This is a genomic window from Streptomyces sp. HNM0575 (genome assembly GCF_012726265.1).
GTDB lineage: Bacteria > Actinomycetota > Actinomycetes > Streptomycetales > Streptomycetaceae > Streptomyces.
The window spans coordinates 55,940-69,962 of record NZ_JAASAG010000009.1; the positions used below are offsets into that span (position 1 = coordinate 55,940).

General features: G+C 73.6%; 11 protein-coding genes. 4 read left to right on the plus strand and 7 right to left on the minus strand.

Translation table 11 applies throughout. From position 1 onward, the window contains the following. Window positions 1-28 precede the first annotated feature (28 nt). Complete coding sequence (locus HCC61_RS21195) at window positions 29-940, plus strand: hypothetical protein (RefSeq protein ID WP_169137660.1); 912 nt, start codon at window positions 29-31, stop codon at window positions 938-940. On the opposite strand, the gene HCC61_RS21200 is transcribed toward HCC61_RS21195, so the two are convergent. Next, window positions 924-1,493, minus strand: a complete 570-nt coding sequence (locus tag HCC61_RS21200; protein ID WP_169137662.1) for a histidine phosphatase family protein — start codon at window positions 1,491-1,493, stop codon at window positions 924-926. The two genes, HCC61_RS21195 and HCC61_RS21200, sit on opposite strands and share 17 nt — an antisense overlap. A 259-nt stretch (window positions 1,494-1,752) precedes the next feature. Here HCC61_RS21200 and HCC61_RS21205 point away from each other — a divergent pair, with 259 nt between their 5' ends. Beyond that, complete coding sequence (locus HCC61_RS21205) at window positions 1,753-2,733, plus strand: hypothetical protein (protein ID WP_169137664.1); 981 nt, start codon at window positions 1,753-1,755, stop codon at window positions 2,731-2,733. Window positions 2,734-2,821: 88 nt separating this feature from the next. Here the strand turns inward: HCC61_RS21205 and ligD are convergent, their stop codons facing one another. Continuing rightward, window positions 2,822-3,838 (minus strand): non-homologous end-joining DNA ligase, encoded by a 1,017-nt coding sequence (gene ligD, locus HCC61_RS21210; protein WP_169137666.1) that lies wholly within the window; start codon window positions 3,836-3,838, stop codon window positions 2,822-2,824. A 244-nt stretch (window positions 3,839-4,082) separates the two neighbouring features. Between ligD and HCC61_RS21215 the strand changes: the two genes are divergently transcribed. After that, window positions 4,083-4,286 carry a DUF1918 domain-containing protein gene (locus HCC61_RS21215; protein WP_169137668.1) on the plus strand — a complete coding sequence of 68 codons (204 nt, stop codon included), beginning with the start codon at window positions 4,083-4,085 and terminating at the stop codon, window positions 4,284-4,286. Between the two features lie 108 nt (window positions 4,287-4,394). Here the strand turns inward: HCC61_RS21215 and HCC61_RS21220 are convergent, their stop codons facing one another. Next, entirely contained in the window at window positions 4,395-5,666 is a 1,272-nt protein-coding gene (locus HCC61_RS21220; protein ID WP_169137670.1) for a family 10 glycosylhydrolase, read from the minus strand. A gap of 396 nt (window positions 5,667-6,062) precedes the next feature. Between HCC61_RS21220 and HCC61_RS21225 the strand changes: the two genes are divergently transcribed. Continuing rightward, window positions 6,063-6,923, plus strand: a complete 861-nt coding sequence (locus HCC61_RS21225) for a 3-hydroxybutyryl-CoA dehydrogenase (protein ID WP_169137672.1) — start codon at window positions 6,063-6,065, stop codon at window positions 6,921-6,923. Between the two features lie 160 nt (window positions 6,924-7,083). Here HCC61_RS21225 and HCC61_RS21230 read toward each other — a convergent pair whose 3' ends face one another. From HCC61_RS21230 to HCC61_RS21245, 4 genes are all read right to left on the minus strand, one after another. Beyond that, window positions 7,084-8,532, minus strand: a complete 1,449-nt coding sequence (locus tag HCC61_RS21230; RefSeq protein ID WP_169137674.1) for a PP2C family protein-serine/threonine phosphatase — start codon at window positions 8,530-8,532, stop codon at window positions 7,084-7,086. Between the two features lie 375 nt (window positions 8,533-8,907). Continuing rightward, window positions 8,908-11,469, minus strand: a complete 2,562-nt coding sequence (gene pheT, locus HCC61_RS21235) for a phenylalanine--tRNA ligase subunit beta (protein ID WP_169137676.1) — start codon at window positions 11,467-11,469, stop codon at window positions 8,908-8,910. Continuing rightward, window positions 11,469-12,623, minus strand: a complete 1,155-nt coding sequence (gene pheS / locus HCC61_RS21240) for a phenylalanine--tRNA ligase subunit alpha (protein ID WP_169137678.1) — start codon at window positions 12,621-12,623, stop codon at window positions 11,469-11,471. Before pheS ends, pheT begins: the two co-directional genes overlap by 1 nt. A 182-nt stretch (window positions 12,624-12,805) precedes the next feature. Then, entirely contained in the window at window positions 12,806-13,849 is a 1,044-nt protein-coding gene (locus HCC61_RS21245) for an ATP-binding protein (RefSeq protein ID WP_169137680.1), read from the minus strand. Window positions 13,850-14,023 lie beyond the last annotated feature (174 nt).

The following is a 14,023-nucleotide window of genomic DNA, read 5'->3' on the forward strand; positions in this document are numbered from 1 at the left end:
TACGGCGGCGAGGGAGGGACCGGAGCGCATGAGCGCGCGTGAGCAGGGGCCGCCCGTGCTGTGGCTGGGCGGGCCCCCGGCGGCGGGCAAGACGACCGTGGCCCGGCTGATCGCCCGCCAGCACGGGCTGCGCTGGTACAACGGCGAGGCCCACACCTGGGAGCACCGCGACCGTGCGCTCGCGGCCGGGCACACCTGGGCGGTGCGCTGGGAGGCGCTGCCCCGCGCCGAACGCTGGACGGGCCCGACGGCCCGGCTCCTCGCGATGTCCCTGCACCACGAGCGCGGCGCGATGATCGCCGACGACCTACGTGCGCTGCCCGCCTCCCCGGCGACGATCGCCGAGGGCACGCCCGTCACACCGCCTGTCGCCGGCGACCGCGAGCGTGCGCTGTGGCTGCTGCCCACACCCGACGTCCAGCGGGAACGGCTGCTGAGCCGCGGCATGTCGCCACGGGACGGCGCGTTCCGGCTGTACCGGTCGCTGCTGACCGAGATCGAGAACCAGGTGGAGGCGTACGGCGCCCGCAGCCTCCGCGTCGACGGATCGCGCAGTGCCGCGGAGACCGCCGCCGAGGTCGAAGCGGCCTTCGCCGGGGCGCTGGCGGAAGGGCCGTCGGCGGCCACGGCGGCGGAACGCCGTGAGCTGCTGCGCTACGGCAACCGGGCCCTCGTCTCGCAGCACGAGCAGTTCTTCGCCCGCCCCTGGGCGCCGCCCCCTCCGCCGGACGCGGCGCTGGTCTTCGCCTGCGAGTGCGGGGAGAAGGGCTGCACCGAGGATGTGGAACTGCCCTTCGCCGGGTTCCCGCGCCCGCCGGAGCCGGGGTCCGCTCCGGTCCTCGCGCCGGGCCACGAAGCCCCGGTGTGGCCCGGCGGTCCGGCCGGGTCCGCCCCGGTGGATCGGCCCGGACCTGCCCGGCCCGTCAGTTCCCCAGATTGAGGCTCCAGTCCCCCGCCCGTCCGGAGAGCGTGAGGATCGCCAGCGGCTGCGCGTCGACCTGCCAGTACGCCTGCGGGGGCGCCTTCAGTACGTAGCACAGCGCCGCCCGCATCACGCCCGGCTCGGTGACCGCGACGATCCAGCCGCCGTCGCCCACGGGCCGGGTGTCCAGCCAGCCGCCGATGCGCTGGATGAAGGTCACCAGGGACTCGCCGCCGTGCGGCGCGGAACGCGGGTCGGACAGCCAGGCCTGCACCGCCTGCGGCTCCCGGGCGGCGACCTCACGCAGGGTGTAGCCGCTCCAGCGGCCCATGTCGCAGTCGCGCAGCGCCGGTTGAGCCACCGGGGAGAGACCGAGGGAGAGCCCCGTCTCGCGGCAGCGCACCGACGGGGAGCAGTACCGCAGTTCGGCGGCGGCCAGATGAGACAGGGAGGGGCCGACCCTCTTGACCTCGTGCCATCCCGTGGCGTCGAGCGAGCGGCTGTCCCCGAACCGCACATCGAGCACTGATGAGCTCCGGCTGGATGCCAGCAGCGTGAGGCGAAGGGCCATCCGGCGATCGTAGAGCGATCAGCGCCCGTCTTCGATAGGACGTTCGTCATTCCCGCCCCTGCTCGGAGGCACTGTGGTGGACACCACTGTGCGAGAGCGGTGCAATGAAAGCGCACATCATCATCGCGGTCATCACCGTCATTGCGGGGCGTTGCGGTCACCCCCGGCTGCCCCGGTCGCCGTACGGCCGCCTTCCGTTCGGCGCCGGGCGGGCGCCCGGCCGCCGTCGGTGCGCGGCGGCGGACACGGGAGTGCGGTCGTGGATCTGGACGAGGTGGCGGAGGAGTTGTACGGGCTGCGGCCGCGGGAGTTCACGGCCGCCCGCGACGACCGCGCGCACCGGGCCCGCACCGGCGGGCAGCGGGAGCTGGCGGCACGGATCCGCTCCCTGCGCCGCCCGACTCTGGCTGCCTGGGCGAGCAATCTGCTGGTACGGGAGGAGGGCGACCAGGTCGCGCCGCTGCTGCGGCTCGGCGAAGAGCTGCGCGGCGCCCACCGGAACCTCGACGGGGAAGAGCTGCGCACGCTCTCCCGGCGGCAGCACCAGCTGGTGGACGCACTGGCGAGACAGGCGGAACGGCTCGCTTCGCAGGCCGGGCAGCCGTTGGGTCCGCAGGCGCAGCAGGAGGTCGCGCAGACGCTGCACGCGGTGCTGGCGGACCCCGCCGCCGCGCAGGAGTGGGCGGCGGGACGGCTGTCGAGGCCACTGAGCGCGACGCCCGGTTTCGATGCGGCGGCCCGGGAGGCGGCCGCGGCCGGTGGCGTACGGAAGCGGGCACAGGCTCGACGGCCGGAGAAGCAGGCGCGGAAGCAGCCGGAGAGGGAGCCGCGGAAGCCCGCGCGCAAGCAGCCCGAAAAGCAGGCGCGGAGCGGAAAGCAGGCGCGGAGCGGAAAGCAGGCGCGGACCGCAACGCAGGCGCAACCCGCGAAGCAGGCGCAGAAGGCTCAGGACGGCGGAAAGGCGGCACGTGCCGCCACCCGCAAAGCCGCCGACGAAGCACGCCGGCTGCGGCGCGAAGCGGACGCCGCTGCCGGGGAGACCGCGGCGGCACGCGCCCAACGGGAAGCGGCCGAGGAGCGCCTGGAGCAGCTGCGCGGTGAGCTGCGTGAGGCGGAGGAGGCCCGCAAGGAGTCGCGGAGACGCGAGCGCGACGCGGACCGCGCCGAACGCGAGGCACGGCGCAGGGCGGAGAAGGCCGGGGAGGCGGAGGAGCAGGCCCGCCGCAAGGCGGCAATGTAGCGGAGGCGCCCGGGAGCGGTGACGGCGCCGCCCGTCCCGGGGGCCAGGTCCCGGCATGACCCGGGCTCGTCGTCCCGGCCGGGCGCCCTCACCCCCGCCGCGGCCGTTCCCGTACGACATCCCCCGGCTTCTTGTCCTCGCGCAGTCCCAGGAAGCGCGGATGCCGCAGCCTGCCGTCCCTCGTCCACTCCGTGAAGCCGGTCTCGGCGACGAGCTCCGGTTCCGCCCAGTGCGCGCCCTTCTCCCGCACCGGCTCGGCGAACGGCGAGCGCCGCGTGGCCAGTTGGTCCAGTCTGCGGCGCAGGTCGAGGAGCGTGGCGTGGTCGTAGCCGGTGCCGACCTTGCCCGCGTAACGCAGGCGGCCGTCCTCGTAGTAGCCCAGCAGCAGCGCGCCGAGGCCGACCCGGCTGCCCGCGGGCTCGGTGAAGCCGCCGACGACGAACTCCTGTCCGCTGGCGCACTTCAGCTTCAGCCAGTCCGGGGAGCGCCTGGTCACGTACCGTCCGTCGGCGACCTTGGCGATCAGCCCCTCCCAGCCGCGGCGGCACGCGTCGTCCAGCAGCCCCTGCCCGCCCTGGTTGCGGTGGGCGGTGAAGCGCAGCGGGCCGCGGAAGCGCAGCGCGGAGCGCAGCAGCGACTTGCGGGCGCGCAGCGGAAGCCCGCGCACGTCCTGGCCGTCGAGCCTCAGCAGGTCGAAGAGGTAGTACGTGACGGCGACGCCGGTGGTGCGTGCCTGGTCCGGGTCCGTCAGCTGCATGCGCTGCTGGAGCCGCGAGAAGTCCGTACGGCCCGCCGAGAACGCGACGACCTCGCCGTCGGCCGTGAAGTCATCGCAGTCCTGTGCCTCCAGCGCCTCGACGATCTCGGGGTACGAGCCGTTGAGGGAGCGGCCCGTACGGGAGAGGAGGCGGACCCGGCCCCGCTCCCGCACGGCGAGCAGGCGGATGCCGTCGAGCTTCCGCTCGAAGATCCAGCCGCCGCGGCCGAAGTCCCGCCGGTCGCTGAGCGTCGCCAGCATGGGACTTGCCGCCAGTTCGGCGCCCGGTGCCGCGTCGCGGAGCCTCCGGCGGTGCTCGGTGGACAGTCCGTCCAGCAGTGTGCTCATCGCTCCCGGCTCCTCCCTGCTCGGGCGTGGCAGGTACCCAGGTGCGTGAGGGCCATGCTGCGGGCAGCGTCCACCACCGCCGGGCCTCGTCCAGGGGTCGCCGGGCACTGCCCGGGACCGTCCGAGGGCACCGCACGGGCCGGGCGAGGCCGGGCCGTCCGGCTTAGACTTATCGGTACGGACAGCACACCGTGGACTGTACGGATGTTCCGGTGCATCCCCTGTGAACAGGAGGGTTCTCCTGATGCGAGCGAACACGGGCGACCGTCTGCTGGTGCACGGCCGGGTCGTGGGTGAACACGACCGGGAGGCCGAGATCGTCGAGGTGCTGGGCCCCGACGGCGAACCGCCGTTCCGGGTGCGCTTCGACGACGGTCACGAGGCCGTGATGTCACCAGGACCCGACTCCGTCGTACAGGAACGCGACAGGACCAAGCGGCACGCCTGACCTGACCGCCCCGCCCCGCACCGCGGAGCGGGCTGTGCCTCGGGCAGTGCCCGAGGGGCGCTGCGGGACGGGCAGGACGGACGGCTCTCGGCGGCGGTGGCGGCCCGGCTACCGCCGCCGCGGATAGTGGTCGGCGACCACGCGGTCCATCGCCCCGATCACGTCCTCCGAGACCTCCTTCGCGGAGAAGAAGGCGTGCCCCCGCACCTCGGGCAGCGACCGGCAGTAGGTGAGGTGCCGGGAGAGCTCCGCCGGATCCTGCCACTGCTCGGGCTGAGCCGGATCCCCGGCCTTGTAGAGCGCTTCGCCGATGTACAGCCGCGTACGCGACCCCCGTACGGTCCCGGCCCACCAGGGCGCGAGCTTCGCGTAGTCCGCGGCCTCGAAGCCCATGTGCCAGTAGAGCTGCGGAATGACGTAGTCGAGCCGCCCCTCGCGCACCCACTTGCGGGTGTCGGCGTAGAGGTCGTCGTACGTCTGCACCTGCGCCGCGCTGTCCGAACCGGCCGGATCGCTCGACTTGTTGCGCCACACGCCGAACGGGCTGATGCCGAAGGGCAGTCCCGGCTTGACGCGGCGGATGCGGCGCCCGGCCTCGGCGACGAGCAGATCGATGTTGTCCCGGCGCCAGGCGGCACGGTCGGGGAAGCCCTTGCCGTACTTCTCGAATGCGGCGTCGTCGTCGAAGGTCTCGCCCTCGACGGGATACGGGTAGAAGTAGTCGTCCCAGTGGACGCCGTCGATGTCGTAGCGGCGGACCGCGTCGAGCATGGCGTCCTGGACGAAGCGGCGCACCTGCGGCAGGCCCGGGTTGTAGTAGAGCTGTCCGCCGTAGCGCACTGCCCAGTCGGGGTGGCGGCGGGCCGGATGCGTGGGCACGAGCTTGCCCGGGTCGTCGTGGAGCGCGATGCGGTACGGGTTGAACCACGCCTCCACCGCCAGGCCCCGCCGGTGCCCCTCGCGTACGACGAAGCCCAGCGGGTCCCAGCCCGGTGCCTCGCCCTGGACGCCGGTGAGCCACTGCGACCACGGCTCGTACGGCGAAGGCCACAGCGCGTCGGCGGTCGGCCTCGCCTGGAACCAGACGGTGTTGAGGCGGCGGCGCCTGGCGGTGTCCAGATGAGCGAGCAGTTCGGCCCGCTGCTCCTGCGGGGTCAGGCCGGACGCGCTGGGCCAGTCGCGGTTGTCGACGGTCGCGATCCACATGCCGCGCAGTTCGCGGTCCCCGCCGCCGTGGCCGTGCCCGGGGCCGCGGCTGTCGAGGGCGTGCCCGGCGTGCCGGCGCTCCGCCGCGGCGGCCTCCAGGTTCGACGAACCGGCCACTCCCGCCAGGGCTCCCACCGAGCCCGCCGCGAAACCTCTTCGTGTGATGCGCCGCATGACTTCCCCTTCCCCGTTCGTGGTAGCCGCACTTGGTGGCCGCCGGCTGCGTGTCCGCTCCTCCATGGTCGCCCCGCGGCCGCGCCGGGAAGATGCCGGAACGCCGTCCGCCGTCCCGGCGTCTTCCCGGCGCGGCCGGGGTGGTGGAGACCAATTCGCCGATGCTGCCGTGCCGTTGGCGCCCGTACAAGCCCCCGTGCGGGCTTTCGCACCCGGGCCGCGAGGCGGGGACACCGCAGAGGTAACGTCGGGGGCCGGCGTCGGAGCACCCCCGTACGCACCGCTCCTGGGGGAGGAGCACAGCCGTTCCTCGAGGGGGCCGTTCCCCGGCGGGCCGTCCCCCAGGGGCACTCGCCCGTCACGCCTGGGACCGAAGAATCAGCGAAAGGCACGAGGGTGACGGACATCGAACGGGTCGGAGTGGTGGGCTGCGGCCAGATGGGCGCGGGCATCGCCGAGGTGTGTGCACGGGCCGGACTGGACGTCATGGTCGCCGAGACCACCGGGGAGGCCCTCGAACTCGGCCGCACCCGGCTGGCCAACTCCCTCGGCAAGGCCGCGGAGCGCGGCAAGATCACCGAGAGCGAGCGGGACGCCACGCTCGGCCGGCTGGCCTTCACCACGGACCTGGGCGACTTCGCCGACCGAGACCTCGTCGTCGAGGCCGTGATCGAGAACGAGCAGGTCAAGACGGAGATCTTCCGGGTCCTCGATCAGGTCGTCACCCGGGCCGACGCCGTGCTCGCCTCCAACACCTCCTCGATCCCGCTGGTCAAGCTCGCGGTCGCCACCTCACGCCCCGACCAGGTCATCGGCATCCACTTCTTCAACCCGGCGCCGGTGCAGAAGCTCGTCGAGATCATCCCGGCGCTGACCACCGGCGAGGAGACGATCAAGCGGGCGGAGGCGGCCGTCTCCGGGATCCTCGGCAAGCACACGATCCGCGCCCAGGACCGTTCGGGATTCGTCGTCAACGCGCTGCTCATGCCGTATGTGCTCTCCGCGGTGCGGATGTTCGAGTCCGGGATCGCCAGCCGCGAGGACATCGACAACGGCATGGAGCTGGGCTGCGCGCATCCGATGGGGCCGCTCAAGCTCGCCGACCTGATCGGTCTCGACACGGTCGCGTCGGTCGCCGACTCGATGTACGCGGAGTTCAAGGAGCCCCTGTACGCCGCTCCCCCGCTGCTCCAGCGGATGGTGGACGCGGGACGCCTCGGGCGTAAGGCGGGCGCGGGCTTCTACGCGTACGGCTGACGGGACGCCCGTCCGCACGGCCCCGGCCCGCGGCCCCCGACCTGTGGGCCCGCGACCCCCGGCCCGCGGGCACAGGGGCGTACGTACGTGTGGAGTTGCGGACCGGGCGGCCGAAGTCCGCGTATCCGCGGCCCCGTTGGGGCCCATCGCTCCTCGCCCGTCAGCAGGAGCACACCGACTCCGCGTGCTCGTCCGCCCGTTCCGCCGGGGCCTCCTGCCCCTGCGCCTGCCCGTGGACGCGGCAGCGGTCGTCGCGATCGTTGCGCAGGGCCAGCAGCGCCACGTCATCGGGCAGCCGCCCGCCGGAATGCCGGAGCAGCGACCGCCGCACCGATCCGACGACGTCCGCCGGCTCCGCGGTGACCGCACGCACGGCGCCTCCGCCCCTGCCCCCGCAGCTGCGTGGCATCCGTCTGGATCTGCCCCCGGCCATCGCCGCGGTGAGGGTCTCGGGCAGCGGGAACCAGCGGCCGTCGGCGTCACGGGCGTCCTCGGCCCCGTCGGTGTAGAGGAACAGCAGCTCACCGGGCGGCAGTCGCAGCGGGCAGGGCGCCGGTCCGTCCGGCGGCAGCGGCAACAGGCCCAGAGGCGGGACGGGTTCGGCGGTGGAGACCGGCTCGCTGCGGCTCCGGCCGTCGGCACCCGTGCTCAGCCGGTACGGCCACGGGTGACCGCAGTTGACGGCGACGACGGTGCCGTCGGCGCGCACCTCCAGCAGCAGCGTCGTCACGAACTCCTCGCCGGCGGGCCCGGGTTCATCGCCGAGCCCCGCCGCCTCGCCCGCGTGCACCGCGCCGGCCGAGGCGTGGCGGCGGGCGGCCAGATGCCTGTCCAGCGCCCGTTCCAGACGGTGCGGCACCCGCTCCAGCCGGGGTTCGTCGTGTGCGGCCTCGCGGAAACTGCCGAGCACCGCCGCGACCGTACTGACGGCGCCCAGACCGTGCCCCCGTACGTCGCCGATCACGATGCGCACGCCGTGCGCCGTGGCCACCGCGTCGTAGAGGTCGCCGCCGACCGCGGCACCGTGCGCGGCGGAGAGATATCCGGCGGCGATGGTGAACCCCTCGATGCGCGGCGGCAGTGGCCGTATGAGCGCCTGCTGCGCCGCGGTCGCCACCTCTCGGGTCCGGGTCAGCTCGTCCGTGAGCCGCATGCGGCGCCGCGTCGTGTAGCAGCTGGTCACGGCGACGCTCACGATCGCCGCGCACATGCCGATCCTGCCGCCGATCTCCTCGTAGACGGGCACCGATCCGAGCGGATAGAGCGCGAAGAGGGCGCAGCCGCCGCCGACCCACACGCCGACGCGTCCGCCCGAACCGGCGCAGGCCAGCGCGGGGGTGGCGGCCAGGAGCGCCACGCAGTGCGTGCCCACGGGCAGCAGCAGCTCCCACACCAGAACGCCCAGGGTCCATAAGGCGGGCAGCGCGAGGGAGGCGGCTCTGCGTGCTCCCGATACGCCCGCGGAGCGTGCGCTCCAGGTGCCCGCCGGGCGCGGCCCGCCGCCCGAACTCTCCGTGTCCGTGCGCGGATACGGCCGTCCGGCCGCGGCCCTCGGTTCGGTGAGGCCGGGACTCCTCACGCCGGTGCGCGGTCCTTGGTCTCCGGTCATGCGGTGGTCCTTCCGGCCTCCGGGGCGACGGTCCGCCCCTCACGTGCTGCTGCCTCGCCCCCTCCCCCACAACCCCCCTACGACCAGGACGATGTTGTACGACCCACGGGCCGCCACGACCAAGGTCCGGCATTCCTCACACGATTGAGTGAGCGGGCGCGTGACTGTGCGGCGCGGGGCCGTCCTTATGTGCCACCCCGGGGCGCCGCCCGCGCGCGGCCCGCCCTCGGACCCGGCCGGGGGCCGCCCGAGGTCCCCCCGAGTTCTCGGCCGAGGCCCGCCTGAGTTCTCGTCCGAAGTCCGCCCGGAACACAGAACGGCCCGGCCCCCGGGCGTCGTTGGAGCGACGCCGGGGCCGGGCCGTACCGGCCGTTCTCAGGAGCCCGCGGAGGCCTCCGCTCCGCGCAGCACCGCACCCGTACGCTCGACCGCGGCGGCGACCGCGGCGTCACGTGCCGCCGAGACCTCGTCGGCCTTGAGCGTGCGATCGTCCGCCCGGAAGCGCAGCGCGTACGCCAGCGACTTCCTTCCGCCGCCGAGCTGTTCACCGCTGAAGACGTCGAACAGCCGTACCGATTCGAGGAGTTCGCCCCCGCCCTCGCGCAGCGCGGACTCCACGTCGGCCGCAGGCACCGAATCGTCCACGACCAGGGCCACGTCCCTGGTCGCCACCGGGAACCCGGAGATCCGCGGCGCCGGTACGAGTCCGCCGCCCGCCTCCTCGACGGCGTCGAGGTCGAGCTCCATCGCGCAGCTGCGCTGCGGGAGTCCGAGCGCCTTGACCACGCGCGGGTGCAGTTCGCCGGCGTGGCCGACGAGCCGCTCGCCGCCGTCCGCGCCCCGCACGTACAGGGCCGCGCAGCGCCCGGGGTGCCACGGCTCGTAACGGGCGCTGTGGACGGTCAAGTCCGCGCCCGCCGCGCGCGCGACCGTGCGCGCCGCCTCGACGGCGTCGGCCCACCCCGACGGGCGCCCCTCGCCCCACCAGCCGGGCTGCTCGCGCGGCCCGGCGAGCACGACGGCCGCATGCCGTGGCTGCCTGGGCAGCGCCGCCTCCAGCGAGGCGATCTCCCGGTCGGTGGGCCGGGCGTCGACGCCCGGGCGGCCCGCCTTCGTCTCCTCCCCGGTCGGGTGGAAGACCAGGCCCGTCTCGAAGAGCGCCAGCCCGCCCTGGCTGTCCTGGCTGCCGCGGCCGTCGTTGCGCCGCAGCGTGGCGAGCAGGCCGGGCAGCAGCGTGGTGCGCATCGAAGGTTCCTCGTCCGAGAGCGGATTGACGAGGTCGACGGTACGGCGGCGGGGGTCGTCCTCCAACAGGCCGAGCTGGTCGAACGAATCCTGCCCGACGAACGGGTAGTTGGGCGCTTCGACATAGCCGGCGCCCGCCAGCGCACGCCCTACCCTGCGGTGCAGCCGCTGGCGCTCGGTCAGGCCGCCCCCGGCCGGCGGCCTGGGCAGCGTGGACGGAAGGTTCTCGTACCCCTCCAGCCGGATGACCTCCTCCGCGAGGTCGTTGGGGTCGGTCAGGTCGGGGCGCCACGAAGGCACGGTGACCGTCAGCTCGTCCTGCCCGTACACGTCGCAGCCCACCTGCTGAAGGCGCCGCACGACGGTCTCCCGGTCGTACGGGACTCCCGCGACCCGGCCCGGATGGGCGGCCGGGATCTTGACGGTGTGCGGCCCGTGCGGCGTGACGAACGCGGTGACGCCCGACCCGGCGGTGCCGCCGGCGAGCAGCACCAGCAGGTCGACGGTGCGCTGCGCGGCAGCGGCGGCGGCCTCCGGGTCGACGCCGCGCTCGAAGCGCCTCGACGCCTCGGAGGAGATCTTGTGGCGGCGGCTCGTACGGGCCACGGTGACCGGGTCGAAGTGGGCGGCCTCCACGACGACTTCGGTCGTGCCGCGCCACTCGCCGCTCTCCGGGTCCTGCTCGGGGTCGGCGACCTCGCTGTTGCCGCCGCCCATCACGCCCGCGAGGCCGATCGGCCCGGAGTCGTCGGCGATGACGAGGTCTTCGGGGTCCAGCTTCCGCTTCGTGCCGTCGAGCGTGGTCAGCCGCTCCCCCGGAGCCGCACGGCGGACCGTGATGTGGCCGTCCAGCCGCTCGCGGTCGTAGGCGTGCAGCGGCGAACCCAGCTCCAGCATCACGTAGTTGGTGATGTCGACGGGCAGGGAGACCGGACGCATACCGGACTTCTGAAGGCGCCGCCGGAGCCACAGCGGCGAGGTGGCGCCGGGCCGCAGCCCCGTGACCGTGCGCGCGGCGAAGCGGTCGCAGGCCCGCGGGTCGGCGACGTCGACCTGGAAGCCGTCCGGGTTGGGCGCGGGCACGTCCAGCAGCGCGGGGTCGCGCAGCTGCTGCCCGTACGCGATGGCCGTCTCGCGGGCGATGCCGCGCATGGACAGGCAGTAGCCGCGGTCCGGGGTGACGGCGATGTCCAGTACCTCGTCGACGAGTTCGAGCACCTCCACGGCGTCGGCGCCCGGCTCGTACTCCGGCGGCAGGACGATGATGCCGGAGTGGTCGTCGCCCATCTCCAGCTCGGCGGCCGAGCAGATCATGCCCTCGGAGACCTTGCCGTAGGTCTTGCGGGCGCTGATGGCGAAGTCGCCGGGAAGCACGGCGCCGGGAAGCGCGACGACGACCTTGTCGCCGGTGCGGAAGTTGGTGGCGCCGCAGACGATGTTCTGCGGCTCACCCGTGCCTCCCCCGGCCTGCCCGACGTCGACCTGGCAGTAGCGGATCGGCTTCTTGAACCCTGCCAGCTCCTCGACGGCGAGGACCTTGCCGACGACGAGCGGGCCCTTGAGCCCGGCGCCGAGCCGGTCGACGGTCTCGACCTCCAGACCGATCTCGATCAGCTTCGCCGCGACGTCACGTCCGGTCTCACCGGCCGGCAGCTCTACGTACTCTCGCAGCCACGAAAGCGGGGCGCGCATCAGATCTCCATCCCGAAAGGCCTGGTGAAGCGCACGTCACCCTCGACCATGTCTCGCATGTCCTCGACGTTGTGGCGGAACATCATCATCCGCTCGATCCCGAATCCGAAGGCGAACCCGCTGTACCTCTCCGGGTCGACGCCGCAGGCGGTCAGCACGCGCGGGTTGACCATGCCGCAGCCGCCCAGCTCGATCCAGCCCTCGCTGGAGCAGGTGCGGCACGGGCGGTCCGGATCGCCGACGGACTCGCCGTGGCAGCGGTAGCAGACCATGTCCATCTCGGCCGAAGGCTCGGTGAACGGGAAGTAGTTCGGGCGCAGCCGCGTGTGCACGCCCTCGCCGAACAGCTCGCGCACCATGTGGTCGAGCGTGCCCTTGAGGTCGGCCATCGTCAGGCCCTCGTCCACGGCCAGCAGCTCGACCTGGGCGAAGACGGGGGTGTGCGTGGCGTCCAGCTCGTCGGGGCGGAAGACCCGCCCGGGACAGATGACGTACAGCGGTGGCTCGCGGTCGAGCATCGTACGGATCTGCACGGGCGAGGTGTGTGTACGCAGCACGACGCCGCTGTCCTCGCCGGACGGCCCGTCCACGTCCCCGGCGCCGCGCGCGTCCTCCGGCTCGCGCACGAAGAACGTGTCCTGCATGGTCCGGGCCGGGTGGTCGGGCGCGATGTTGAGGGCGTCGAAGTTGAACCACTCGGCCTCGGCCTCGGGGCCCTCCGCCACCTCGTACCCCATGGCGACGAAGACGTCCTCGATCCGCTCGCAGAACGTCGTCAGCGGGTGGCGGGCGCCCGCGGGCATGCGGTCGTAGGGCAGCGTGACGTCCACTGCCTCCTCGACGAGCACCCGCTCGTCGCGCTCGCGCTCCAGCTCCTCCTGCCGCTGCTTGAGGGCCTGCCCGACCGCGCCGCGCGCCTGGCCGACGCGCTTGCCGGCCTCGGCCTTGGCCTGCGGGGGCAGGGCGCCGATCTCGCGGTTGGCGAGGGCCAGGGGGGAGCGGTCGCCGGCGTGGGCGACCTTCACCTCTCGCAGCGTCTCGAGATCCCCGGCGTCTGCGATGGCGGAGAGCGCCTCGTCCTTGGCCCGGTCGATCGCTTCCGGTTTGAGTGCCTCGACCTCGACGGGGTCGTAGGACTTGTTGGGTGCGGACATCAATTCCCGTACTTCCGATTGGATCCGGCTGCGCAAGGTGCCCCCTCGCCCCGAGGGGACTGGGGCGACCCCCGGCAGCCGAGTCTAGATGGAGGGGCGCGGGCCCCTGACACGGCCGTGACCGTACGGTCACGGGCCGGGGCCGCGCTCCCGCGGACCGCGGAGAAGCCCGTGCGCGCCGCTCAGGCCATGAAGGCCGGGGCGCCCACGGGCAGGGTAAATCGGAACCGGGCGCCGCCGGCGACCGCGCGGTCCACGGTGATCGTCCCGCCGTGCGCCTCGACGATGCCCTTGACGATGTAGAGGCCCAGGCCGGTGCCGCCGCGCTTGCTGCCCCGCCAGAAGCGGGTGAAGACGCGGCTCATCGACTCCTCGGGGATGCCGGGGCCCTCGTCGCTCACGGTGACTGCCGTTCCTTCTTCGTCGCTGCGGAAAGGTGCGGGTGCCACCTCGATGGTGACAGTGCCCTCGCCGTGGCGCACCGCGTTTTCCAGCAGGTTGCCCAGCACCTGGTCGACCTTGTCGGGATCCGCCCAAAGTCCGGGCAGCGGCTCGGTGACGCGGGTGACGAAGCGGTCGGCCGAGCGGCCCGCCGCGATGTGCGCCTCGACGTGCCGGCGTACTGCGGCGGCCATGTCCACGGGCTGCCGGCGCACTTCGAGCCTTCCGGAGTCGATGCGGGAGATGTCCAGCAGCTCGGCGATGAGCCTGGTGACGCGGTTGGCGTCGGCGTCGACGGTCTCCAGCATCAGCCGCTTCTGGTCGTCGGTGAAGCGCTCCCACTTCGCCAGGAGCGTCGCGGTGAAGCCCTTCACGGAGGTGAGCGGCGAGCGCAGCTCGTGGGCGACCGTCGCGATCAACTCGGCGTGGCTGCGCTCCGCGCGGCGCCTGGCCTCCGTGCCGCGCAACGTCACCACAAGCCGCTGTACGGGACCCAGGGGGCGGGCCCGTACATAGCGGGCCGCGACGAGGACTTCGCGCCCGCCGGGCAGCAGCAGATTGCGCTCGGGCTGTCCGGTGCGGGTCGCGAGGCCGCCGTACGGATCGGTCACCTGCCACCAGCGGCGGCCGTCCATGTCCTCCAGCGGCAGCGCCTGCTGGAGACTGCCGCCGACGGCCTCGTCGGGGCTGAGTCCGGTGAGACGGGCGGCGGCGGCGTTGAAGCAGACGACCCTGCCGGCACGGTCCGCCACGACCAGCCCCTCGGGCAGATCGTCGGGATGCACCCCGGGTCCTTCGGCGCCCGGGTACGGGACGTACGACGCGTACGGCTGCGAAGACGCGCTCGCGGTACGGGAGTTGGCGCTACGGGAGCCGGCGGTCTGCGCGGGACGCTCCTCCGCGCGGCACGCAGGCTGATTCCCGGTGCCGCCCGCGGAGGGTGGGGACTGCGGGGGCGC